Genomic DNA, 24345 nt, shown 5'->3' on the forward strand with positions numbered 1-24345 from the left:
GACGGCGCCAGCATGTCCGCCGATGGGCCGCAGCACGTCACCCGAACGGCATGACGCCTCAGAGCAGCTCGAGCTCCCGGGCGCGGAACACCGCATCGCGGCGCCGGCCCACCGACAGCTTGCGGTAGATGGCCGAGAGGTGGGTCTTCACGGTGTTCACCGAGAGGCAGAGCTCGTCGGCGATCTCCATGGTCGCCATGCTGGTCGCCATCAGCCTCAGCACGGCCTGCTCGCGATGGGTGAGCGGCTCGGGGAGGCTTGCCGCCGGCGCCGCCGTGGCACCGGTCGGGGCGAGGCTCGACATCCCCGCCGGCCAGCGCGCGGCCAGCATGGGATGCCGGCTGAGCACCGGGCCGAGCGCCTCGGTGGCCTGGACGAAGGGCAGCACGATGTCCTCGCCGCCGATGTCCAGGGCCCGGTCCAGCAGCTCCAGCGCCCGGCCGTCCTCGCCGCGGTGGTGCGCGATGTCGGCCTCGCACAGCACGGCGTCGATGAGCAGTTGCCGGGTCACGTACGGGCTGGGGGTCGTGGTGACGCTGCGTACGAGGGCAGCGGCGGTGTCGAGGTCGCCCAGCGCGAGGTGGGCCCGCGCGGTGGCGACCGCGGTGACGATGGCCAGCGGGGTGCCGCGGTGCGGCTCCAGCCCCTGGAGCGCGGCTGTGGGGTGCCCCAGCGCGATCTCGATCGCGGCCAGCTCGCAGTCGCGGAGCGCGCCGTACAGGCCGGTCGCCGTGACCGCGAGCGCGGAGTTGTTCCGCAGCACGTCGCGGGCCCGGCGGAGTTCGCCGCAGGCAGCCAGGAAAGTCGCTTGCACGAAGGCGACCGTGGCCGCCTGCCCGGTGTCGGCGTAAACCGGACCGACCGCATGGACCCGCCGCATCGCCGCCGCCATGCCGGCCAGGTCGGCCTTGGCGTGCGCGCGGCGGGCGAGTGCGAGGTCGAGCACCACCGGCCGGGGAAGCTCGGGATGCCGGTCGAGCAGGGTGTCCGCGCGGTCGGCCGCGTCGTCGGCGCTGCGCGGCCGCCCGGCGGACACGCCGACGAAGACGAGCATGGACAGGACGTCGAGCTCCACCGCCGGCATCCCAAGCTCCACCACGTCCAGCGCACGCTGGAGCAGCGGCTCCACGTCCTGCGGCCGGCCGGCGCTGAACCGGGCCCGGGCCTGCATCAGCAGGACGCTGGCCCGCAAGCCCGGCACGCCGTCCACTGCGGCCCGCAGATCCTCGTCGGACAGCAGTCGCTCGGCCGCGGCGTCGACGACGGCGAAGGCCCCGGCCTTGCGGCCCAGCATCACTTCGACGAGGCAGTCGGTGACCCTGAGATCGGGATCGGTGTCGTTCAGGTCCGGCCGGTCGGCCTGGAGCTGGGCCAGCTCGACCGCCGCCGTCCCCGGATCCGCGGAGATGGCGATGATCGCCCGGTCGGCCCCGTCGTACCCGAGCAGCTCGGCCGGCGTGGCGCCCGCCGGTGGTCGGCCGTTCGCCAGCTGCCGGAGACCGGCCTTGTCCATGTCCTGGTTGCTGACGAAGGCCTCGGCCAGGCCGCCGTGGACGAGCAGCGACCGGGTCGCCGACGCGTCCCCGGCTTGTACGGTCCACCGCAGCGCACCGGCCATGTCCCCGTGCCGGCGGTACCAGTCCGCGGCCTGCGCGTACTGCGCCCGCTCCTCGCCGGGAGGTTGCCGATGGGCGAGATGGCGCAGGACCTCACGGAACAACTGGTGGTAGCGGAAGGTGGTCTGAGCCGGGTCGAGCGGGATCACGAAGGAGTTGGCCCGGGCCAGCGTGGCCAGCAGCGCGCCCGAACCCTCGATACCGGTGACCGCTTCGGCCAGCGGCCCGGTGACGTCGTCGAGGAAGCTGGTCCGGATCAGCAGGCGCTGGACGCTCTCGGGCAGGAGGTTGAGCACCTCGGCGGTCAGGTACTCGCCGACGCTGCCCTGGTCCATGGCGAACACCGCGACGAACTCCGCCGGCCGCTCGATGTGCTCCATCCGCAGCGCCGCCAGCCGCATCCCGGCCGGCCAACCCTCCGTGCGCCGAGCCAGCAGCCCCAGATCCTCGTCCCCCAGCGAGACGCCGTGCTCACCGAGGAGCGCGCGCGCCTCCGGCTGCGTCATGGCCAACTCGGCCGCCCGTATCTCGTGCATCTGGCCGGCCAACCGGTATCGGTGCAGCGGTAGGAGGGGGTCGCTGCGGGCCGAGATCAGCAGCCGCACCCGATGGGACCAGCGGTACACCACCCGGTCCAGCCCCTCCAGAATTTCCGGGTCGGTCAGCAGGTGCGCGTCGTCGAGCACCATCGTCAGCCGGTGGGCCGGTTCGGCGGCCCGGCCGAAGGCGAAGTCGAGCAGGTCGACGGTGCCGCCGCTGGTCCACGCGGTCGGCGGGAACTCCTGCCCGGCGGCCCGGCCCGCTTCCAGGAACTGACGCCAGAACCGGCGGGGATCGTCGTCGGCGGCCGTCAGCGCCAGCCAGGCCACCGGCCGCGTCTGGCGATGGGCCCACTCGCTCAGCAGCACGGTCTTTCCGGTGCCGGCGCCGGCGGACAACACCGTCAGCGCGACCGGGCAGGCCTCGTCGAGGCGGTCGAGCAACCGAGTCCGCGAGAGGTGTCGGGGAGGCACGAACGGAGCCACGAACCGTTGATCGGACACCATCGCCGTCATGCCCGCCTCCGCCCGGCTGACCGTGTTGTCTCACGGTCCCCGGACGCCGGATCGTCTGGATGAAGACCATCCCTCACTGACGAACATGCATGTTCCAAGACTGACCGGGGTATCAATCCGTGTTCGCCTCCTAGCATTCTGTACCCGCCTGTCAACCATGCGATCAACAACAGCCGCTCTCCAACGGGACGAGGGCGGCGTAGCGGGTCTCGACCGTCGGCACCGACGCGACCCTGATCGGAATCGAGACCCATCTGGGGCTGACTCTTCGGGACCCCGCGGCGGCCCGGCGGCGGGAACGCGATCGTGGCCGAGTTCGACACGGCGAGAGCGCCACCTGCGCGGTTCCTGACCGGCTCACCCCGCGCGAATGAGGCCGGGCGAGGTCGGCGCCCGTAGCGTCCCGACGGACGGGCCCTGCCGGGTTCGTCCGACAGGACAAGGGATCCGTCGGTCGGTCGGCCCGCCCGGCCGGGTGGGAGCAACGCCGTGCAGCGGACGGGAGACGGACCATGCCCCCGATCGGCGCAGTCTTCGACGTCGCCCTGTCGACGCGAGTGCCGGTGACGACGTCGGCGGCCGACCTCGCACCGTCCTCTGTGGACCGGTCGCCGTCCCGGGTGACGGCGGGCTGCGGCACCGCCTGCTCGTGGACCTCGCGCTGCGCTTCGCCGCTCCGGAGCCGAAGGCCGGGGCACCGGCATGACGCCGCCGGGCCCTGGACGCCTACCGCCCCACCTCCCATCGAAAGGACGGCCATGTCCGGCACCGACCCGGTCGTTCCGCCCCCGCCGACGTTCGCGCCCGGCGCCTCCGCGGCCCAACCGGCCGGCCCCGACGGCGGCGGCCCGGCGCCCGTCTCCCACCGGCCGACTCCCCTTCCGGCGACGCGTACGGGGTGGGACGTCGCCCTCGGGCTCGTGCTGATCGTCACCGGGGTGGTGGTCCTCGGTGACGTCGTCGTCGCCAGTGTCGTCTCGGTCCTCTTCATCGGCTGGACCCTGCTGATCGGCGGCGCCGTCGGCATCATCGTGGCGCTGTCCCGGATCGGCCGGGGCGGGTTCTGGATCGGGATGCTCGGCGGCGCGCTGGCGCTGATCGCCGGACTGATCTTCGTCACCAACACCGAGGTGGCCCTGCTCGCCCTCTCCCTCGCGATCGGCGCCAGCATGGTCACCAGCGGGGTCGTGCGGCTGGTCGCCGCCGTCCAGCATCCGGAGGCGCGCTCGGCCCTGGTCGTCTCGGGCGGACTGAGCCTCGTGCTCGGGCTGCTGATCCTCAACCAGTGGCCGAAATCCGCACTGTGGCTGCTGGGCACGCTGCTCGGCGTCCAGCTCGTCGTGGACGGGCTGACCCTGGTGCTGGCCGGCCGGCCCCGGCTCAGGGCCCCGGCCTCGACCGCCACGGCCGTACCGTGACGTCCAGGACCGAGCAGCTCGTGGGGGCCGTGATCGCTCTGGCCGGCGTGGCCGTACTCGGGGCCGCTCCTGCTCTGACCGACGGGACCCTGACGTGGCTGCTCGCGAGCAGCGCCGTCGTGCTCGTCCTGTGCGGCGCAGGTCTGGTATTGGACGCCCGGGCGCGGGCCGGCCGGGCCGGCCCCACCCCGCACCAGGATCGTTGACCAGTCGCACCGACCGCAGATCCCAGGAGGACATCGCCATGGTGGACGTCGCGGTCGTTCCGGCCGAGAACAAAGGCACTGTGCACGATGGCTGACGACGTCGCGGCAACACCGAAGCCGAACCCGATCGCGGGCTTCCTGCGCAGCCGTTGGATACCGATCGTGCTGGCGGTCGTCGCCGCCGTCTTCATCGGACAGAACCGCAACCGGGTCTCGATCGACCTGTTGTGGCTGCAGCTCTCCGCGCCGTTGTGGCTGATCCTGCTCGTCGCCGTCCTCGTCGGGATCATCATCGCGGCGTCGGGCTCGCGGCGGCGACGGCGGCAGTCGAGGTGACCACGGCCGTCGCCGGCACCGGCGCGTCGACCTGGTCCGATCTCGCGGAGCTCTATCGCGACCTGCATCGCCACCCGGAGCTGTCCTTCGCCGAAACCCGCACAGCGCGGATCGTCGCGGACCGGTTGCGCGGCATGGGCTTCCGGACGACGGAGAACGTGGGGCGCACCGGGGTCGTCGGCGTCCTGCGCAACGGTGCTGGCCCGACCGCACTGCTGCGCGCGGACATGGATGCGTTGCCACTCCTGGAACGCACCGGCCTTCCGTACGCCAGCACCGCCCATGGCCTCGACCGCGAGGGCCAGGACGTGCCGGTCATGCACGCGTGCGGCCACGACATGCACGTCGCCTGCCTGCTGGGAGCCGCGCACCTCCTCGCCGAGGAGCTGTCTTCCTGGCGGGGCACGGTGCTGGCGGTGTTCCAGCCGGCGGAGGAGGCCGGGCAGGGTGCCGCGACGATGGTGGCCGACGGGCTGTACGAACGGTTCGGCCGGCCCGACGTGGTACTCGGCCAGCATGTGGCGCCGCTGCCGGCCGGAGCCCTGGCCGTCCGGGCCGGCACCGCGTTCGCCGCCGCCGATGCTCTGCGCGTCGTGATGTTCGGCCGTGGCGGCCACGGGTCGCGGCCGGAGACGACGGTCGATCCGGTGGTCATGGCCGCCGCCACCGTCATGCGGCTGCAGACGATCGTCTCTCGTGAGATCGCGGGGACCCAGACCGCGATCGTCACGGTGGGCGCGTTGCGAGCCGGCTCGAAGGAGAACATCATTCCCGATCGGGCGGAGCTCCTCATCAGCGTACGGAGCTTCGACGACACCGTCCGTCGCCGGACGCTCGACGCCATCGACCGCATGGTCCGAGCGGAGGCCGTCGCCTCGGGCGCGGACCGCGATCCGGAGATCACGGTTCTCGACGGCTTCCCGGCGGTGGTCAACGACGAGGCGGCCGTGGCCCGGACCGTTCCCGCGTTCGAAGCACTCGTGGGCGCCGGTCGCGTGTTCGACCCCGGATTGGTCACCGGCAGCGAGGATGTGGGACTGCTGGCCTCGTCGGCCTCAGCACCCTGCGTGTACTGGATCCTCGGCGGCGCGGACCCGGCCGAGTTCGCGGACGCGAACAATGCCGCGGACATCGTCGCCCGGGTGGCGGAGCTGCCGTCCAATCATTCGCCGCTGTACGCACCGGTCGTCGAACCGACCCTCGTCACCGGGGCCCGGGCGCTGGCAACCGCGGCGCGCGTGTGGCTTCCGGCCACTCGGTGACCAAGCATGGCCGCAACGACCTGCCGGCGAGCCGGGCGCGGGGCGACGGCGCGGTGCCATGCTGTTCGGCACCGGCGTTCGTCACGGGGAAGGGAGTGGCCCGATCGTGGCCGTCCACACTGCAGTGCTCCCCCCATCCGGGGAGCTGAGCCGCCGGCAGATGAATCTGGTCTTCGGCACGGTGCTGCTGGGGATCCTGCTGTCGGCGCTGGACCAGACGATCGTCTCGACCGCGCTGCCGACGATCGTCGGTGATCTCGGCGGCGGCGCGCACCTGTCCTGGGTGGTGTCCGCCTACCTCCTGACGGACACGATCGCGACGGTGCTCGCGGGGAAGTTCGGCGACCTGTTCGGTCGCAAGCTGATGCTGCAGGTGTCGGCCGGGGTGTTCGTGATCGCCTCGGCCGCGTGCGGGTTCGCCGGCGGCATGACCTGGCTGATCGGCTGGCGCGCGGTGCAGGGGCTGGGTGCCGGCGGCTTGGCCGTGACCGCGACCGCGCTGATCGCCGACGTGATCCCGCTGCGCGAGCGGGGCAAGTACCAGGGCGCGCTCGGTGCGGTGTTCGGGGTGACGACGGTGCTCGGGCCGCTGCTCGGCGGGCTGTTCACCGACCACCTGTCCTGGCGCTGGGCGTTCTACGTGAACCTGCCGCTCGGCGTGGTGGTGGTGATCCTGGCCTCCTTCACCATCCCGCGGGCCAAGACGGTCTCACGACCGATCATCGACTACCTGGGTATCGGGTTCGTGTCCGTGGGCGCCGCCGGTCTGGTGCTGGCGCTGAGCTGGGGTGGCACCGAGTACGCCTGGGGCTCGGCGACGATCCTCGGGCTGTTCGCGGCCTCGGTGGTCGCGGTCGGGCTGTTCGTGTACTCCGAGTCGAGGGCGGTCGACCCGATCCTGCCGCTGCGGCTGTTCCGCCGTCAGGTGTTCAGTCTCAGCGTCGTGCTCGCGTTCATCGTCGGTTTCGCGATGCTCGGCGCGATCACGTTCCTGCCGACGTACTTCCAGTACGTCCGGGGCGTCTCGGCGACCGCCTCGGGCGTGCAGACGCTGCCGCTGGTCGTCGGGCTGCTCGTCACGTCCATTCTGTCCGGCACGATCATCGGGCGTACCGGCCGGTACAAGGTCTTCCCGGTCGCCGGGTCGCTGCTGATGGGCCTGGGGCTGTGGCTGCTGTCGCTGATGGACGCGCGGACCAGCTTCTGGCTGATGGCGACGTACATGCTGGTGCTCGGCGCCGGCATCGGGTTGATCATGCAGGTGCTGACGATCATCGTGCAGAACACCGTCGACTACCGCGACCTGGGCGTGGCGACCTCGGGGGTGACCTTCTTCCGGACCCTGGGCAGCGCCTTCGGGGCAGCGATCTTCGGCGCGATCTACTCCAACGTGCTGCGCTCCGTGCTGCCCGGCGCGGTGGCCCGTGCGCCCGGGGTGAACCCGGCCGCGATCGGCACCCCCAAGGCGCTGCACGCCTACCCGAAGAACCAGATCGCGCCGATCGTCGACGCGTACGCCCACTCGCTGCACGTGGTGTTCCTGTTCGCGGTTCCGGTCGCCGGGCTGTCCTTCGTGCTCTCGCTGTTCCTGAAGGAGGTCCCGCTGCGGGACACCGCCAAGGCCGGAGCGGGCGACGTCGGTGGCGGGTTCGGCCTGCCGGAACGGGCCGAGAGCCTGCAGCAGCTGCAGACCGCCATCGCCCGGGTGATGGGCAGCCGCGGACGGGCGGCGCTGGCCGAGATCCGCGACGCGTCCGGCACCGAACTGGACGTCGCGAACGGCTGGTGCGTGGGCGCGGTGTACCTGCGCGCCCGGCTGGACCGCGACACCAGCGTGGCCGCGATCGCGCACAACCACCGGCTGCCGGCCCCGGTCCTGCAGCCGGCTTTCCAGCAGGCCCGCGCCGCCGGCTACCTGACCGGCGACGACGACCACCTGCGACTCACCGAGGCCGGCCAGCACGAGATCGACGACCTGGTCGCCGCCATCCACGCGTGGCTGCGCACCGAGTTGCGCGACTGGGGCTCCGACGACGACCAGCTACTCCGCCAGGCGATGGCCGGCATCGCCCGCCAGATCGTCGACCAGGAGCCGCAGCCGGCGCCGGTGCCGCAGCTGGCCGCGTCAACCCGAGACTGAATGGTCGAGTCCTCAGTGGACCCCGCGGACGGACTCGGCTGCCGGTCCGCGGCGCTCAGAACGACCAGAACAGCGGCACGAGGAAGGTCCCGACGAGCACGAACATGACCAGCAGCGGCAGGCCGAGCTCCCAGTAGTCGCCGAACCGGTAGCCGCCGGGGCCCATCACCATGAGGTTCGCCGGGGTCGCCACCGGCGTGAGGAAGGACGCGGCGGCAGCCACGCTGACGGCCATCAGCAGCGGCCGGGCCGAGACGCCCGCGTCGGCGGCCGCCGACACCGCGATCGGGATGACGATCAGCGCGGTGGCCGTGTTGCTGATCAGCTGGCCCAGCGTCGCAGTAAGCACGCACAGGCCGAACAGCAGCAGGTACGGGCCGCCGTGGCCGACGACCGAGACGAGCAGCTCCGCCATCCGTTCGGCCGCGCCCGACTGCTGCATCGCGGTGGACAGCGGGATCATGCCGCCGACCAGCACCACCGTCGTCCACGACACCGCCTTGTACGCCTGCGGCACGGTAAGCACCCGCAGCAGGATCAGCGCCCCCGCGGCGAGCAGCCCGGAGACGACCGGGGTCACCCCGGCCAGCAGGAGCGCGACCATGCCGGCGAGCACCAGGCTGGCCAGCCGGCCGCGGCGCCCCATCGGTGCGGTCTGCCGGCGGACCAGCTCGGGCGGATCGACCACGAGCACGTCCGGGTCGTCGAGGTTGTCGGCGAAGGCGTCCCAGCTGCCCTCCAGCAGCAGCGTGTCCCCGGCCTCCAGCACGGTCTCGGCGGTGCCGAGGTCCTCGCCCCGACGCTGCACCGCGAGGACCACGAGCGTCCCGCTGTCGGTCACCATCCCGGGGAACACCGTGGCGCCGATCATGCCCGAGCGGGGCGGCACGACGACTTCGGCGACACCGGTGTCCCGGGTGAACAGCGCCCGGTCCGGATCGTCCAGCGTCCCGGGACCGGCGCCGTACTGGCGGACCAGCGTCCGGGCATGGTCACTGAAGTCCGGCGGGACGCTGCGCGGCGTCCGGCCGGGTACCAGCCGGTCGCCGAAGAGCAGCACGATGGCCACGGTCCCGGCCAGCAGCGGCACGCCGACCAGCGCGAAGTCGAAGTAGCCGAACCGGCCGGCGCCGGCGTCCACGGCGGCATCCGAGACGATCACGTTGACCGGGGTCCCCGTCAGGGCGAGCAGCGACCCTGCGTGCGCGGCGAAGACCAGCGGGAGCAGCAGCCGCGACGGTGACTGGTCCAACCGGATCGCCGCCATCACCGCGACCGGCACCAGGGCCGCCACCGCACCGTTGACGCTGATGAACGCCGTCGCCGCGGCCACCAGGAGCATCACCAGCACCAGCAGCCGGCCGCTGCTGCCGCCGGCTCCGCGGACGAGTCGCCGCCCGGCCCAGGCGGTCACCCCGCCGGCGTCGAGCCCCTCGCTGACCACGAACAGGGTGGCGATGAAGATCACCGTCGGGTCGCCGAAGCCGGCCAGCGCCGCGGGCAGGTCCAGCACGCCGGTGCCGTACAGGGTGAGGGCGGCACCGACCGCCACCAGCTCGACCGGAATCCGGTTCCACACGAACAACACGACGGCGGCGCCGAGCACCGTGAAGCTGATGGCCATGTCGCTCACGCCGGACCCGCCCTCATTCGGGAAGGATGAGCGGGCACGGATCGAGGTCGGCGGGCGGGTCGGGCAGCGGGCCCGGTGCCTGCGTCACGTCGACCAGCTCCAGGCCGAGCGCGCGGACTCGATCCAGCAGGGCGTGCAGGCTCGACTGGTCCAGCTCGCCGGACAGGACGGTGGCGGTCGGTTCGAGGTCGACGGCCAGGTCGGCGAACGCCTCCCGGGCGGCCGGGCCGAGCGCCCCGACCACCCTGATCTCGTACGGCGAGCGCGTCACGCCGGCCTCCTCCAGATCCGCCGCTGCCGGGCTGGGCCCGACTTCCGGGCCAGAACTTCGCACCGCGGGCCGGTGTCACGGTCGGCTCCGGCTCCTGCGCACGTCCAGCAGGTCCAGCCGCAGGATGCGGACCCGTTCCAGCAGCCCATGCAGAGCCGCCTGGTCCAGCTCGCCGCGCAGGAGCAGCACCCTGCCGTCGGTCCGTACGTCGAGGTCCAGGAACCACTCGGTGCAGCGCGTGCCGGGACGGGCGCACAGCCGGATCTCGTAGCGCGGGGTCACGGCGTTCCTCCGGGATCGGGGTTCCTCGTGCGCCGAGGGTGCGCCAGGTCGCCGCCGGTCACGTCACCCGTCGGGCATGAAGGCCGACGGCCGTCTCGGCGGGCGCCACGCCGGTCCCGTCGACCGAGCACCGCAGCTGACCCCGTGCCGCCGAGCGCGGACACCATGCTGCCCCGGTTCTCCTACGCGATCGTCGGCCCGTGGCCGTCGCCGCCGCCGGTCCACCCGAAACGGACGAGGACCCGGTCCGCCGCCGGCTCTAGCGTCCGATGGGACCGGAGGGTGGTGGGACATGGAGATGGGACCCGTGGAGCTCGTTCTGCTGACCTTTCCCGGGACGCGGGCGGACCCGGCGGTGGTGGCGGCGACCCTGGCCGGAGCGGTCCGGACCGCCGGCGGCGAGGTGGCGCTGCACGTCCAGCTCCCGCGGGAGACCGCGCTCGACGCGGCGTCCGTGTCCTGAGGAGGACCCATCCCCCTTCCCCACGACCTCGAGTTCCACCTCCGAAGGGACGGAAGCCCCATGGGCGCACCAGGGTCGACGATCGACGTGACGCCTTCGATCCGGCGGCTGGCCGATCTGCTGGTCTCGGTCGGCACGGAGGTGAAGCCCGGGACCGCGGAGGCGATCGCCTGGATCGTCGGCATCGACGGCGCCGTGCCCGCGGACCTCGGGGTCGACCGCGCCGGGCTCACGATGTGCGGCTTCGCCGGTGAGGTCGGGCAGTGCCTGGTGGTGCCGGGCCGGAACGGGGCCGCCCACATCGCCGTCGGTACGGGCACCTCCGCGTCCGCCGCCGACCTGCGGGACGCGGCCGCGACGCTGGCCCGCGCGCTTCCCCACCTCGGCAGGCTGGCCGTCCACCTGCCGGGTGCCGCCACCGTACCGACCACCGACGCGGCGCAGGCCGTGGTGGAGGGCCTGATCCTCGGCCGCTACCACTTCCACGTCCGCAGGACGGACGACACCCGGGAACTATCGGAGCTGACCCTGGTCGTCGACACCGACGCCGTCGCCGACGCCGAGGTGGGCGCACGGCGCGGCCGGTCGGTCGCCGAGGCAACCTCGCTCGGCCGGGACCTGGCGAACTGCCCCGCCGGCTATCTCACCGCCACCCGGATCGGCGAGGTCGCCCGGGAGGTGGGCGGGCGGGCGGGTCTCCAGGTCGAGGTGTTCGACAAGGCCGCGCTCCTCGAGATGGGCTGCGGCGGCCTGCTCGGCATCAACGCCGGCAGCATCGAGCCGCCCACCATGGTGAAGATCTCGTACCGGCCGGAGGGCGGGGCGCGCGGTCACCTCGGCCTGGTCGGCAAGGGCATCATGTACGACTCCGGCGGCATCGCGCTGAAGCCCGCCGACGCCAGCCACTCCCAGATGAAGAACGACATGACCGGGGCCGGTGTCATCCTGGCGGCGATGACCGCCCTGCCGGCGCTGTCCGGCCCGGTCGCCGTGACCGGCTGGCTGATGTGCACCGACAACATGCCGTCGGGTTCCGCCACCCGGCTCGGCGACGTCCTGACCATGCGGGGCGGCACGCGGGTGGAGGTCCTGAACACCGACGCCGAGGGCCGCGTGGTCATGGCCGACGCGCTCGTCCTCGCGGTCGAGGACGGCGTCGACGCCATCGTGGACATCGCCACCCTCACCGGTCAGTGCCTGCGGACGTTCGGCACCGAGATCGCCGGGGTGATGGGCAACGACCAGGCGCTGGTCGATCAGGTCAAGGCGGCCGGGGAGGCCGTGGACGAGCCGGTCTGGCAGCTGCCGCTGGCCCATCGGTACCGCCGGCAACTGGACTCCCCCATCGCCGACCTGTCCAACATGGGCGGACCGAACGCCGGCTCCATCACCGCGGCGCTGTTCCTGGCCGAGTTCGTGGGCGACACGCCCTGGGCGCACATCGACATCGCCGGCACCGCCCAGGCCGATGCCGAGCGCACCTGGCGCAACAAGGGCGCGACCGGATTCGGCACGCCGCTTCTCATCGAGCTGGCGACCGCGTTCGCCGCACAGGAGCGCTGATCCAGATGGCCGGCCGCCACACCACTGCCCCCGGGACGCCGAGTCCGGAGCTCCCGGCTGCCGCCGAGGAGAAGCGCGGGTTCACCCAGAAGCTGCTGGACGGGATCGAGCGGGTCGGGAACAAGGTCCCGCACCCGGCGATCATCTTCGCCGGCCTCTGCGTGTTCGTCATCATCCTGTCCGCCGTGCTGAGCCTCTTCAACGTCAGCGTCACGCACGAGGTCGCCGAGGCCGCTCCGGCCGCCCCGATCTCCCAACCGCTGACCGACGAGATCGAGGGCGGCACCCAGTCACCCGACGCCGTCAACCAGCTGCCGCACTCCACCGCCGACGACGTGGTCATCAGGACCGAGACCACCGAGATCAAGAGCCTGCTCTCGCTCGACGGGATCCGCTTCCTGTTCACCTCGTTCGTCGACAACTTCGCGGGCTTCAGCGTCGTGGCGGTGATCCTCGTCGCGATGCTGGGGGTGGGGGTCGCCGAGGAATCGGGCCTCATGGGGGCGCTGATCCGCAAACTGGTGAAGGTGGCGCCGCGCTCGGCCGTGACGTTCATCATCGTCTTCGTCGGGATGCTGTCCAGCATCGCATCCGACGCCGGCTACCTCATATTGATACCCCTTGCCGCCGCTGCGTTCCTCAGCGTCGGTAAACATCCGCTCGCCGGCCTCGCCGCCGCGTACGCCGGTGTCAGCGCCGGGTTCGCGGTGAACATCCTCATCACCCCCAGCGACGGCGTCCTGACCGAGGTCACCAACGAGGCCATCCACCTGGTCGACCCCGACACCTCCATCGGCATCACCTCGAACCTGTGGTTCAACATCGCCTCCACGATCTTCGTGACCTTCGTAATCGTCTTCGTGTCCTCCCGGCTCATCGAGCCGAGGCTGGGCCGGTACGAGCCGGAGCCGGCCGCGGTCCTGGCCGGATCGGGCTCCGGTGCCGCCGGCTCGGGCGGTGCCGGCGCCGTTGCCTCGGGTGGTGCCGGGTCAGGCGGTGCCGGGTCAGGCGGTGCCGGGTCAGGCGGAGACGCGGGGACGGAGACGGCGGCCGAGGACGCCGTCGACACGGCGGCCGAAGCCCGCGGCCTGCGCTACGCCAGCATCGCCGTCCTGGCGACCCTCGCCGTCGTCCTCCTGCTGGCCATCCCGTCGTGGGGACCTCTGCGAAACGCGGACACCGGCTCGCTGATCGACGACGCCCCGCTGATGACCAGTCTGATCGTCATCATCACCATCATCTTCCTGCTCGCCGGCATCGGCTACGGCCGCGGCGCGGGGACCCTCACCACCAGCACCGCAGTCATCAACGCCATCACCAAGACCTGGGCCGGCCTCGCCGGGCTGCTGTTCATGCTCTTCCTGATCAGCCAGTTCATCGCGTACTTCAACTACTCCAACATGCCAGTCGTCGCGTCCGTGGGGATGGCCGACCTCCTCGAGCGGGCCGACATCGGCGCCGTCTGGCTGCTGATCGGCTTCATCCTGGTGATCGCCCTGCTCGACATCATCATCCCCGGCATGCTGCCCAAGTGGGCGATCTTCGCCCCGGTCTTCATCCCGCTGTTCATCCGGCTGAACGTCGCCCCGCAGACGCTGCTGGCCGCCTACCGGCTCGGCGACTCGCCGATGAACGTCGTCACCCCGCTCATGGTGTACCTGCCGTTCATCGTCATCGTGGCCCAGCGGTACCGGAAGAGCGCCGGCCTCGGCACCATCATCTCGCTGATGATCCCGTTTGCCCTCATCGTGCTCCTCACCTGGACCATCTTCTTCGCCGCCTGGTTCCTGCTCGGCATCCCGATGGGGCCGGGCTACCCCTCCCACCTCTGACCCGCCCGTGCACTGTTCCCGCTGATGGAGCGCCGGCGATGCCGCCCGGCCGCCGGATCGGCCCGTCCCGACGCGAAAGGTGGCCTCGCATGTCCACCGCCCCCACCGCCCCGCCCGCTCCCGGGCGCGGCTCCGGCCCGGCCAGTGCCTCGGGCGCCCACCGCGACCCCGACGGCGTCGGCCGGCCAGCCGGTCAGGCGGACCCACCGGTGGTGGCGATGAGGCGCACCGGGTGGGATGTCCGGATGGCGCAGGCGGTCCAGGAGCGGGACCAGCGCTTCGTGCTGCTCTTCTCCGGCGTTGTGACCCTGGTGCTCGGGGTGATGATCCTTGACCGGTGGCCGGAGTCCGCGCTCCGGCTCCTGGGCACTCTGCTCGGCGTGCAGATCGTGGTCGACGGGCTCTTGCTCATGGTCTTCGGCCGGCCCCGGCTGACGACCTGACCGGCCGCCGCGACCGATCGGAGGGCGCCGGGATGGAACGGGACAGCGCGGTGGACAGCCGGGCCCGGGACGGGGACGGGGACGGAGCCGCCCGGTACGTGTCCACCGGGGAGCTGCCCCGGGATCCGACGCTGGGTGAGGTCGTCGAGGAGGCGTACCAGCTCTTCCGACCCGACCGGTCCGGATCAGTGTCCACAGTGTACCCGGCTCTGTCCTATGTGGACCCGGACCGGTTCGGGGTGTGCGTGGCCGGGGTGGACGGAAGTCTGCGGGAGGCCGGGGACTCCCGGTGGCCGTTCCCGATCATGAGTGTGGCCAAGCCGTTCGTCTTCGCGCTGGTGTGCCAGGAGCTCGGGGTCGACCGGGTGCGGGGACTGGTGGGCGTCAACGCGACCGGGCTGGCGTTCGACTCTGTCGTCGCGATCGAGCGGGACCCGGAGGGCCGGACCAACCCGATGGTCAACGCGGGGGCGATCGCCACCACGAGCCTGGTGCCGGGGGCGTCGGCGGAGACGCGGTGGCGGTTCGTCGCCGACGGGCTGTCCCGCTTCGCCGGCCGAGGCCTGCCGCTCACCGAGGACGTGCTGGCCTCTGCTCTGGCCACCAACCACCGCAATCGCGCGCTGGCGGCGCTGCTGCGATCGAGAGGAGCACTGGCCGGGGATGCGACCGCGGCGGTCGACCTCTACACCCGGCAGAGCTGCCTGGCCACCACGGCCGTCGACCTCGCGGTCATGGCGGCGACGCTCGCCGACGGCGGGCTCAACCCGCTGACCGGGGACCGCGTCGTCACACCGGACGTCGCCCGGGTCACGCTGGCCGTCATGGCGGTGGCCGGGCTGTACGAGAGCTCCGGCGACTGGCTGGTCGACGTGGGCGTGCCCGGCAAGAGCGGCATCGGCGGCGGCATCGCCACCGTGTCGCCCGGCAAGGGCGGCCTGGGCACCTGGTCGCCGCGGCTGGACGCCGCGGGCAACAGCGTCCGGGGACAGCGGGTGGCCGGGTTCCTGGCCCGCCGGCTCGGGTTGGATCTGCTCGCCTCCACGCCGGCCGCCCGGCCGGAAAGAGACCCCGGGGCGAGCCGATGAGCGTAAGACCGACGGCCCCGAGGAATCTGCGGGCCGGGAAGGAGCCGACGTGGACGAGCTGATCGGGTCGCTGGGCGAGTCGGAGCTCGCCGTGATGCGCGCGACCGAGCCGGCGGCGTTGACCGAGCTGGCCGAGGACGACCTGATCGACCTGCACACCCGGGTGCGGCGGGCCCGGAACAAGTACGCGGGGCAGTACCGCCGGCAGGCCGGCGCGCGGGTCGGTGAGGCCGGCGCGCGGGGTGCCGCCCGACCCCGGAACCGACGGGCCGCCGACCGGGCTGAGGTCTTCGAGGCGGCGCTGGCCCGGGTGAGTACCGCACTGGCCAAGGCGGCCCGCCGCAGCGCGGCGGAGCTGAAAGCCCAGCGCCTGTCCGCGGCCCGCGCGTCGGGAACCGGACCGGGCCCCGATGCCGGACCGGAGCCCGGCAGCACCGAGACCGCGGCGAGGCCGCGACCGCCGGTCAGGTCGGCCGGCCGGCAGAAGCGGGATGCCTCCTCCCTGGCCGCTGGGGCCCGCCGGCAGGCGCGGCGGGACTCCCGATGAGGCCGGCGCACCGGACTCGCCGGGGCGGTTCAGTGCCCTCGCGAGACACCGTCGACGGCGCCCGAGCAAGCCGGGCGGCGATCGCCCGCGGGGCGGGCGGCTGGGACCGGACGGCCGGCGCGGCCCGGGCGAGGTCTCGGCCAGGAAGCGGATCGGATCCCTACCGTTCACCGGCGACGTGCGGTGATGATCCAGGCGCGGGAGCTGAACCAGATGCCGTCGTCGCTCAGGTGGGCGGCGAGCGCGTCGCGTAGCCGCGCGAGGGCGCGAGCGGCGGCGGGCTGATCGAGCCGCTTCAGAAACTCGTTCGTGCACGCGAAGCCGCGAACCCAGTCGAGAGCGGCGGCCGGATCCGGCCCGTAGTAGACGGGTTCGGCGACGTCGGTCAGGCCGACCGCGGCGAATCCCGCGGCTCGGAGGATCCGCTCCACGGTCGGCGGATCGGCGAGCGAGAAAGGATCCGGTCCGGCGCCGGTGACCGCGGTCGGCCCGGCATGTCCGGCGAGCGCCCGGTGGAGGGCGACGTCCCACTCGTTGCGGCCGCCGGCCTGCCAGACCAGCATGACCAGACGTCCGTCCGGGCGCAGCGCCCGCCGGATGTTGCCGAACGCGACGACGGGGTCGTCGAAGAACATCGTGCCGAACCGGCTGATCGCGAGGTCGAAGTGCCCTTCCGCGAAGCGGTGTTCCTGCGCGTCCACCGGCTCGAAGGTGACGTTGCGCAGACCCTCCGCCCGGGCGAGCTTGCGGGCACGTGCGATGGCGTGGGTGGACAGGTCGACGCCGAGCGCACTTCCCGCCCGGGCCATGCGCGCGGCATCGCGAGTCGTCTGCCCGGCGCCGCAGCCGATGTCGAGGATGCGGTCGTGGGGCCGGACGGCCCAGGCCCGGCGCAGCACCGTGCTGTACCTGCTCAGTTCGGCGTCGTAGTCGACCGGGCCGGGGATCACGGGCCTGCCTCGATGACCTCGCGTACCACCTGCTCCGGAGGCTGCGGTTCGATGCTCGTCAGCACCCAGGTGGCGCCGGCGGTCGCCCACTGCCGCACATCGGCCCCCGGGGGCACGTCCACGACGACATCGAAGTGATCGTCGCTCTCCCGTGCCTGGCTGACCTCCTCGACGAGGACAGCCAGTTGCTCGGGCCCGGGAAGATCGATCGGAAAGAGCCCGTCCCAACGGATCGCTCGCCGCAGCGGACGGCGGCTGGGCCACTTCATCGCGACCCAGACCGGGATCCGCGGGCGCTGGACCGGGGCCGGACTGAACTCCCCGCGCCAGAACCTGTCGAGCCGTTCGAGGCTCTCATCCAGTACGCGCGCCCGCTCACGCAGGTCGACCACCTCTCCGAACGTTTCGAAATCGGTGGGATTGCCCAGCCCCACACCCATCGTCAGCCGCCCGTCGCTGAGCTGGTCCAGGGTCACCGTCTCCCGGGCGACCTTCTGCACCCGCCGGCGGGCCAGCGGAACGACCATCGGCCCGAGCCGGAGGGTCTCGGTCGCCATGGCGATGGCGCTCAGCGCCACCCACGGGTCCGCCACAGCACGACCCGGCGGCGGATAGGCGATCCGATCCCACAGGAACAGGCCGTCCCAGCCACGGGATTCGGCCCGACCGGCGAGTTCCGCCAGGAGCCGCGGATCGGCCAACCGGTCGAACGGCGCCAGATACAGTCCACGCTTGATCGCTCGGCGCTCCTCCCGATTCGGCCGCTCCACCCGAACGCCGGCCCAGCGTACGAGCCACCAGTGGATGGACAACGATAGGCACGAGGATTTGAACAGCGAGGAAGTCGAGATGGCTGCGGCGGGGAGTCCGAGTCGTCCCTCGGACGCAATGGTCCGCTCGGCGCAGCCGGCGAGGGTGCCACCAACGCCGCGTCGCGCCCCGGCCCGCTGATGCGGGTGACGCCAAGGTGTGGGCCGGCATCTCGCGCAGCGGCTGGTCGCCGACGGAGAGCCGGTGGTGGACGTGCCGGCGAAGGCGCCGCCCGCACCCGCACGGTCAACCGGCTGCATCGGCTGCTGGTCGAGCTGGCGATCTGCTCGTACATCCGCCGCTCGGCACCTGGCGCCGGGGGCCCTCGGTCCCGTGTGCACGGGCCATCGGCGGGACCTCTGGCACTGCCCGCCGGCGTGCGTCCGCGGTCGGATGGACCTGGAGGGCCGGGTCGCCGGTCCCGGTCCGGAGGAGACGGAAGATGAACAGTGACGGGATCGGCGTGCTCGTCGGCATCGACGAGTCGGCCTGCGCCCAGGAGGCGCTGGTATGGGCGGCGGCCGACGCGGCCGCCCGCAAGACCCGGTTGACGGTGGCGACCGTGCTCGATCTGCCCCGCCTTGGGGACGTGCCACTGACGCGTCAGCTGCTCGCCACGGCCCAGCAGGTGGCCCAGCACACCGTCGACGGCGCGGTCGATCGGGCTCGCGGCGTGGCACCCGGGGTGGACGTGCAGGGCCGGGTGGCGAGCGGGAACCCGGCCGCGGAGCTGCTCCGGCTGGCCGAGGACGCCGAGGAGGTCGTCGTCGGCTCGCACGGCACGAGCGGGCTCACCGCGCTGCTGATCGGCTCGGTCGGCACCCAGGTCGCCGAGCACGCCCGCGGCCCGGCCGTGGTCGTCCGCACCCGTTCGATCGCCGGGTCCGTCCTCGTCGCCATCGACAACTCCCCGCACAGTGACGCGGCGCTGGAGTACGGCTTCGCGTACGCGGACCGGCACGGCCTGCCGCTGGTGGCGTTGCACGCCTACACGCTCGGCGCCTCCGTCTACCCGGTGATGGGCTACCCGGTCCCGCCGTACCCGATCGCGGAGGAGCTGGGTCGGATCCGGGCCGCCGCGGCCCGGACCGCCGAGCACAGCGTCGGCCGGTGGACCGAGAAGTATCCCGACGTCGCGGCACGGACGGACGTCACCGAGGGAGCTGCGGTGCACCAGCTCGTCGAGGCCAGCCGGACCGCGAGCCTGCTCGTGGTCGGCACCCGGGGACACGGCGGCCTGGCCGGCATGCTCCTCGGCTCCGTGAGCCACGGCGTGATGCGGCACGCGCACTGCCCCGTCGTCATCGCCCGCTGAAACCGATCAGACCTGTCGAGAAGGTGTCCGAGATGCGGATCCTGGTGAGCGCGGCGAGCCGGCACGGCTCGACCGCGGAGATCGCGACCGAGCTGGGGAAGGCCCTTCGCGGGGCCCTCCCCGGCGCCGGGGTCGACGTCGTCCCGCTGAGCCGGGTCAGCGGCGTCGAGCAGTACGACGCGGTGGTGCTGGGCAGCGCCGTCTACTTCGGACGGTGGCTGGAGGAGGCCCGGTGGCAGGTCACCGCGCAGTCGAAGATCCTGAGGGAACGGCCGGTCTGGCTGTTCTCCAGCGGACCGGTGGGCGACCCGGCGGTCCCGGCGACCGAGGCGGTGGACGCGGCCGAGCTGGCCGCGACGATCGGCGCCCGGGAGCACGTCGTGTTCCCGGGTGCGCTGCACCGGGAACTGCTCGGGATGCGGGAGAGGCTCGCGGTCGGCCTCGTGCACGCCGCGGACGGCGACTACCGCGACTGGCCGGCCGTCCGCGCCTGGGCCGATCGGATCGCCGCCGATCTGCGCATTCGCAGCGGGATCCGTTGACCGCAGCGGAACGCCGCCCACCAACGGTGGGCGGCGTCCCGTGTGGACCAACGGTCAGCGGGGGCTCCGGTCACGTGAGGAGCAGGTCCCGAACCGGGCGCCGAGGCGCCTGTGGCGGCAGCACTCCGGACGGCTGACCGATGCGGAGGATCAGCTGCGGCCACCCCTCCAGGCGCAGCTCGTCCCGCAACTCCTGCCGCAGGCCGGGTAGCTCCAGCGGCTGGTTGAGATAGGACGCCGCGTGTCCCTCGGCAGCGGCGGCAAGCAGCACGCGCATCAGTGCCTGCCCGCCGCGGAGCCAGTCGACGCGTTGGTCGCCGGGCGTGTGCAGCACCGTGACGAACGGGTGCTCCTCGGCCGGCCCGGCGTGCCGGGGTCGGTCCGTCCGGGTCCCGCCGGAGAAGTCGCGCAACGGGAACTCCGCGAGGTGACCCGCAGCCGCGGCGATCCCGAACGCGGACGGCGGGACGCCGGCGCCCTCCTCCGCCCGTTCGAGTGCGGTCCACCGCTCCAGCTCGGCCAGGTATGCCGGATCTCGCTGCTGGAGCCGCTCGGCCGCAGTCACGAGCGCGGAGACCCCGATCCGCTCCCCCTTCGCCACGACCCAGCGCAGGTCGGCCCCCTCGACCTCCGCGGCGCCGCGCCAGCCGATCTGAAGTGGCACGGGCACGAAGCCGGGCCGGAACGGCGTACGGACCGTCCGCCTCGCGGCCACGGCCGCGAACAGGCGGCGGTCGTCGTCGCCGGCGATCTGCCGGTCGCCGGCCGTCAACCGGGCGACGAGATCGGGCTCCGCGGGATCTGGCAGGAGCAGCACGTCCACCTGGCGGTCTTGCACGGTCAGGGCCAGCCTGAGGAGCAGGACGGCCGCGCCGAGCCCGAGATGGGCCTGGCGGCCCTTCGGATCGGCCACCGGGAGCAACCGGTCCCGGTCGAGCACGACGTCGACGTGGTCGCGGTCCACCCGGAACCGCCACGGCTGCGCGTTGTGGAGCGACGGCGCCGCTCCCCCGGCTGCGGCGAGGGTCTCGGCCACGGTGCGCAGGTCCATCGTGGCCTGGATGCCCATGACTCAGTCCTCGTAGGTCACGACGGCCGAAAGCGGCCGGCGGCCGGTCGGCGGAAGGGTCGGGCCCGGCTGCGCCCGACCGACCCGCAGCACCATCTGGGGGTGATCCGGCCAGTCCATCAGGGTCCGGAATCGCTCCCGGACCGAGGGCAGGTCGACGGCCTGGGTCATGGCGGAGCTGGCCAGGCCGAGTCGTTCGGCCTCGACGGAGATGCGGGCGTAGGCCTCGCCGGCACGCAGGCGTCCCATGCGGTCGTCGGTGAGTGTGAACACGACGAGGTAGAGCGGCTGCTCATCGATTACCTCGGTGAGCTCCTGGCCGCCGGTGATGCCGGCCTCGAAGTCGCGGACCGGGACATCGGTGTGCCGCAGCGCGCCGGGAGCGACGTGCGGCACCGCCGAGGCGGGAACGCCGTCGGGCGCGTTCGCGTCCGGGTAGCGCGTCCAGTACGCCAGCTCGGCCCGGTAGGCCGGGTCGGCCAGCTCGACGCCGTCGGCCCAGGAGAACACGACGGCGAGGTCGAGCTTCTGGTCCGCGCGCTGCACGGCGTAGGCGTAGACGTCGGCGTCGACCGCGACGCCGAGCAGTGCTGTCACCGCCGCCGCGGACACCGGCTCGGGCCGGAAAGGACGGCGGTCGGTGTGCCGGCGCTCTGCGGCCTCGGCACGCTGCACCGTGGCGGGGTCGACGGCTGACCGGCCGACGGGCCGGATGCGCGCCAGCAGGTCGGGCCGGGTCGGGTCCGGCAGGCGGTCCACCTCGGTACGCCAACCGGCTCCAGCGAACCCGAGCCGGGCCAGCTCCAGCGCAGCGCCGCAGGACAGCAGCACGGACCGGCCGTCGGGGTCAAGAGCCGGCAACTGACGCGTGCGGTCCGCATACAGCTCCAGAACGCCGTCGCGATGGAGCCACCGCCACGGCTGGGTGTTGTGGATGGAGGGCGCTCGTACGCCGAAGCAGATGGCCCGCTCGACGTCGGACCGCCCCGGTGCCTGGGTTGTCTCGGTCATGACCCGACGCTATGACCGCCGCCGCCTCGCGTCCGGTGCCGAAGGTCCCGACCCGGACGGTCCTCCGACCCCGGTGAAGGACGTACGGCCCTGCCGGAGCGCAGTGCGGAGGAGCCAGCCTGGAGGCATGACCACATCGACATCGTCCACGTCAGACCTGCGGATCGCCGGCGCAGTGCCGTCGGTGGTTCCGGTGACCCGAAAAGACCGCACGATCGGCGTTGTTCTGATCGACGGGAGTGGGTATCGCTGGCAGCGTACGACCGATGTCGACCACGTCATCGCGGTCGCGACGGTCACGGCCGGGGCGGTCGCCGCGGCCGGCCTGATCGTCGGTGCCCTGGGGCGCCCGCGGGTGCAGCGCATCACGATGGGACCCGGCGGCTGGGTCAGCTTCCGCGGCTCCGGAGTGCCCCGGCTGCGAGGGGTCCGCCGTCCCTGGTGGGCACACCTCCTGCGCGCCCGCCCGGTCGACCACTGAGCCCACACGGCTCAGCGGCCGTCCGGGAAGATCCCGGGCGGCGGATCGAAGCCGCTGGGGATCGCGACGTCACCGCTCGGTCAGGCGCTGGACCTGCCCTGGACTCGCCGTCGGCTGCGCCTGGAGCTCGGCCTGACCGGACACCCCCAGCTGGTGCTCCGGCTCGGGCACGCGCAGCCGCACCTCGGGCAGAGTCCCCGTCGGCCGGTCGACGAGGTCATCGACGTCCAGGGTGCCTCGCCGTGCCAGAGTGGAGCCATGGCGGGAGCGGTCGACAACGACGGGGACCCGGTGGCTGATGCCCCGGGCGGTGGTGGTCGCCTGCGTACGGCGTTGTCCGGACTGCGGCTGCCCGAGTTGCTGCACGAGGTGACCGAGCGGCTGGCGGAGATCTCGGCCAGCCAGGACAAGCTGCACGGCCTGCTCGAAGCAGTCGTCGGGATCGCCGGCGGCCTGGAGCTGCCGGCGACGTTGCGCCGGATCGTCGAGGCGGCGGTCGAGCTGGCCGACGCCGAGTACGGAGCGCTGGGCGTCATCGGTGCCGACCGCTCGCTGGACCAGTTCGTCTACACCGGCATCGATGAGAACGTCCGGCAGCGGATCGGTCACCTCCCCGAGGGCCACGGCCTCCTCGGGCTCCTCATCGATTCACCCCAGACGGTGCGGCTGAGCCGGATCTCAGCTCACCCGGCGTCGTACGGGTTCCCGCCGAACCATCCGCCGATGAACACATTCCTCGGTGTCCCGGTCCGAGTACGGGACGAGGTCTTCGGCAACCTCTACCTCACCGAGAAGCGCGGCGGCGAGTTCACCCCGGACGACGAGATGTTGGTACGAGCGCTGGCCGCGGCCGCCGGCGTGGCGATCGAGAACGCGCGGCTGTTCGAGCAGACCCGGCGCCGGCAACGCTGGCTGGAGGCGTCGAACGAGATCCGCGCCGCGGTGCTGTCCGGCACCGACCCGGACGAGGCGGTCCTGCTGATCGCCGCCCGGACCCGCGAGCTCGCCGATGCGGACTGCACCGCATTGGCCATGCCCGACCCGGCCGCGCCGGAGACGAGCCTGCTCGTCACCGTCGCCGATGGGCTGGACGCCCCGCTGCTGCGCGGTGCCCACAGCCCGATCGCGGCTTCGGTGGCCGGACGGGTGCTGCGTACCGGCGTCGCAGAGACGGTGCCGGACGTGGCCGCCTCCGAGCCGCTCTTCGCCGAGGCGCCCGGCTTCGGACCGGCGTTACTCGTCCCGCTCGGCGGTGACCCGGCCGTGGGGGTGCTCATCGCCGCGAATGCCGTCGACGGCGCCCAGTTCGACCCCGACGCCATCGAGCTGGTCGTCGCCCTGGCACTCCAGGCGGCGCTGACACTCCAGCTGGCCGAGGCTCGCCAGGCCCAACAGCAGCTGACGCTGTACGCGGACCGCGACCGCATCGCACGGGATCTGCACGACCAGGTCATCCAGCGGCTGTTCGCCACCGGGATGTCGTTGGAGAGCCTCATCCGGCAGGTCGTGCCGGCCGCGCAGCCGAAGCTGCACCGCGCGGTGGACGACCTCGACCAGTCCATCCGCGACATCCGCACCACGATCTACGCGTTGCAGGCTCCGGCCGATGCACCCATCGGCCTACGGCAGCGGCTGGCCGGAGTCACCGACGAGGTCGTCGGCGGTTCCGGGCTCCGGCTCGACCTCCGCATCGATGGACCGGTCGACACGACCGTGCCGGCCGAGGTCGCCGAGCATGCCACGGCGGTGCTGCGGGAGGCGCTGACCAACGTGGTACGGCATGCGGAGGCCACCGGAGTGGCGGTGTCCGTCAGCGCCTCCGAACGACTGCGGATCGAGATCGCCGACGACGGCGTCGGCCTGCCCGCAGGAGGCCGGCGCAGCGGCCTGGTGAACCTGGCACAGCGGGCGACCCAGCTTGGCGGCACGTTCACCGCGGAACCCGGTCCGGACGGCTCCGGCGCCCTCCTCACCTGGGACGTGCCGCTGGGCTGATGCCGCAGCCGGTCCTG

At 72.7% G+C, this 24345-nt stretch carries 23 protein-coding genes; 15 read left to right on the top strand and 8 right to left on the bottom strand.

The annotated features are described in order from the left end of the window. Positions 1-58: 58 nt before the first annotated feature. Positions 59-2599 carry a LuxR C-terminal-related transcriptional regulator gene (locus VGP36_12490; GenBank protein ID HEV7655533.1) on the bottom strand — a complete coding sequence of 847 codons (2541 nt, stop codon included), beginning with the start codon at positions 2597-2599 and terminating at the stop codon, positions 59-61. Between the two features lie 830 nt (positions 2600-3429). Between VGP36_12490 and VGP36_12495 the strand changes: the two genes are divergently transcribed. From VGP36_12495 to VGP36_12515, 5 genes are all read left to right on the top strand, one after another. Continuing rightward, the gene (locus VGP36_12495; protein ID HEV7655534.1) at positions 3430-4089 is read left to right on the top strand and encodes a DUF308 domain-containing protein; all 660 of its coding nucleotides are present in this window, start codon (positions 3430-3432) and stop codon (positions 4087-4089) included. Further along, positions 4086-4295, top strand: a complete 210-nt coding sequence (locus VGP36_12500; GenBank protein ID HEV7655535.1) for a hypothetical protein — start codon at positions 4086-4088, stop codon at positions 4293-4295. Before VGP36_12495 ends, VGP36_12500 begins: the two co-directional genes overlap by 4 nt. 87 nt (positions 4296-4382) lie before the next feature. Beyond that, positions 4383-4631: a LapA family protein gene (locus tag VGP36_12505; GenBank protein ID HEV7655536.1), complete on the top strand. Its 249-nt coding sequence runs from the start codon at positions 4383-4385 to the stop codon at positions 4629-4631. Beyond that, complete coding sequence (locus VGP36_12510; GenBank protein ID HEV7655537.1) at positions 4628-5893, top strand: amidohydrolase; 1266 nt, start codon at positions 4628-4630, stop codon at positions 5891-5893. Before VGP36_12505 ends, VGP36_12510 begins: the two co-directional genes overlap by 4 nt. Before the next feature lie 160 nt (positions 5894-6053). Beyond that, positions 6054-8033, top strand: a complete 1980-nt coding sequence (locus tag VGP36_12515; protein HEV7655538.1) for an MDR family MFS transporter — start codon at positions 6054-6056, stop codon at positions 8031-8033. A 55-nt stretch (positions 8034-8088) separates the two neighbouring features. On the opposite strand, the gene VGP36_12520 is transcribed toward VGP36_12515, so the two are convergent. From VGP36_12520 to VGP36_12530, 3 genes are all read right to left on the bottom strand, one after another. Then, on the bottom strand, positions 8089-9657 hold the full coding sequence (locus VGP36_12520; GenBank protein HEV7655539.1) for an SLC13 family permease: 1569 nt from the start codon (positions 9655-9657) through the stop codon (positions 8089-8091). Positions 9658-9679: 22 nt separating this feature from the next. Next, on the bottom strand, positions 9680-9937 hold the full coding sequence (locus tag VGP36_12525; protein HEV7655540.1) for a hypothetical protein: 258 nt from the start codon (positions 9935-9937) through the stop codon (positions 9680-9682). A 75-nt stretch (positions 9938-10012) separates the two neighbouring features. Next, a complete protein-coding gene (locus VGP36_12530) occupies positions 10013-10219 on the bottom strand; it encodes a hypothetical protein (protein HEV7655541.1) in 207 nt (68 codons plus the stop codon). A 307-nt stretch (positions 10220-10526) separates the two neighbouring features. Between VGP36_12530 and VGP36_12535 the strand changes: the two genes are divergently transcribed. The 6 genes from VGP36_12535 to VGP36_12560 all read left to right on the top strand — a co-directional run bounded on the left by VGP36_12535 (position 10527) and on the right by VGP36_12560 (position 16155). Continuing rightward, positions 10527-10682, top strand: a complete 156-nt coding sequence (locus tag VGP36_12535) for a hypothetical protein (GenBank protein ID HEV7655542.1) — start codon at positions 10527-10529, stop codon at positions 10680-10682. A 60-nt stretch (positions 10683-10742) separates the two neighbouring features. Next, entirely contained in the window at positions 10743-12245 is a 1503-nt protein-coding gene (locus VGP36_12540; GenBank protein HEV7655543.1) for a leucyl aminopeptidase, read from the top strand. A gap of 5 nt (positions 12246-12250) precedes the next feature. Continuing rightward, entirely contained in the window at positions 12251-14077 is a 1827-nt protein-coding gene (locus VGP36_12545; GenBank protein ID HEV7655544.1) for an AbgT family transporter, read from the top strand. Positions 14078-14295: 218 nt separating this feature from the next. Next, positions 14296-14520 (top strand): hypothetical protein, encoded by a 225-nt coding sequence (locus tag VGP36_12550; GenBank protein ID HEV7655545.1) that lies wholly within the window; start codon positions 14296-14298, stop codon positions 14518-14520. Between the two features lie 32 nt (positions 14521-14552). After that, complete coding sequence (glsA, locus tag VGP36_12555; GenBank protein ID HEV7655546.1) at positions 14553-15608, top strand: glutaminase A; 1056 nt, start codon at positions 14553-14555, stop codon at positions 15606-15608. A gap of 49 nt (positions 15609-15657) precedes the next feature. Then, positions 15658-16155, top strand: a complete 498-nt coding sequence (locus VGP36_12560) for a hypothetical protein (protein ID HEV7655547.1) — start codon at positions 15658-15660, stop codon at positions 16153-16155. Between the two features lie 167 nt (positions 16156-16322). Here the strand turns inward: VGP36_12560 and VGP36_12565 are convergent, their stop codons facing one another. Both VGP36_12565 and VGP36_12570 read right to left on the bottom strand, forming a co-directional pair. Next, positions 16323-17054, bottom strand: a complete 732-nt coding sequence (locus VGP36_12565) for a class I SAM-dependent methyltransferase (protein HEV7655548.1) — start codon at positions 17052-17054, stop codon at positions 16323-16325. Positions 17055-17101: 47 nt separating this feature from the next. Continuing rightward, positions 17102-17875 carry an LLM class flavin-dependent oxidoreductase gene (locus VGP36_12570; protein HEV7655549.1) on the bottom strand — a complete coding sequence of 258 codons (774 nt, stop codon included), beginning with the start codon at positions 17873-17875 and terminating at the stop codon, positions 17102-17104. Positions 17876-18357: 482 nt separating this feature from the next. Here VGP36_12570 and VGP36_12575 point away from each other — a divergent pair, with 482 nt between their 5' ends. Continuing rightward, positions 18358-19230 carry a universal stress protein gene (locus tag VGP36_12575; protein ID HEV7655550.1) on the top strand — a complete coding sequence of 291 codons (873 nt, stop codon included), beginning with the start codon at positions 18358-18360 and terminating at the stop codon, positions 19228-19230. Between the two features lie 32 nt (positions 19231-19262). Then, complete coding sequence (locus VGP36_12580) at positions 19263-19772, top strand: flavodoxin domain-containing protein (GenBank protein HEV7655551.1); 510 nt, start codon at positions 19263-19265, stop codon at positions 19770-19772. Between the two features lie 70 nt (positions 19773-19842). Here VGP36_12580 and VGP36_12585 read toward each other — a convergent pair whose 3' ends face one another. Both VGP36_12585 and VGP36_12590 read right to left on the bottom strand, forming a co-directional pair. Continuing rightward, positions 19843-20841 (bottom strand): hypothetical protein, encoded by a 999-nt coding sequence (locus VGP36_12585; protein HEV7655552.1) that lies wholly within the window; start codon positions 20839-20841, stop codon positions 19843-19845. 3 nt (positions 20842-20844) lie between these two features. Continuing rightward, entirely contained in the window at positions 20845-21852 is a 1008-nt protein-coding gene (locus tag VGP36_12590; GenBank protein HEV7655553.1) for an NAD(P)H nitroreductase, read from the bottom strand. A gap of 193 nt (positions 21853-22045) precedes the next feature. Between VGP36_12590 and VGP36_12595 the strand changes: the two genes are divergently transcribed. Beyond that, on the top strand, positions 22046-22333 hold the full coding sequence (locus VGP36_12595; protein ID HEV7655554.1) for a hypothetical protein: 288 nt from the start codon (positions 22046-22048) through the stop codon (positions 22331-22333). 258 nt (positions 22334-22591) lie between these two features. Further along, a complete protein-coding gene (locus VGP36_12600; protein HEV7655555.1) occupies positions 22592-24328 on the top strand; it encodes a GAF domain-containing protein in 1737 nt (578 codons plus the stop codon). Positions 24329-24345 lie beyond the last annotated feature (17 nt).

Source organism: Mycobacteriales bacterium, from assembly GCA_035995165.1.
In the GTDB taxonomy this organism is placed as follows: domain Bacteria; phylum Actinomycetota; class Actinomycetes; order Mycobacteriales; family CADCTP01; genus CADCTP01.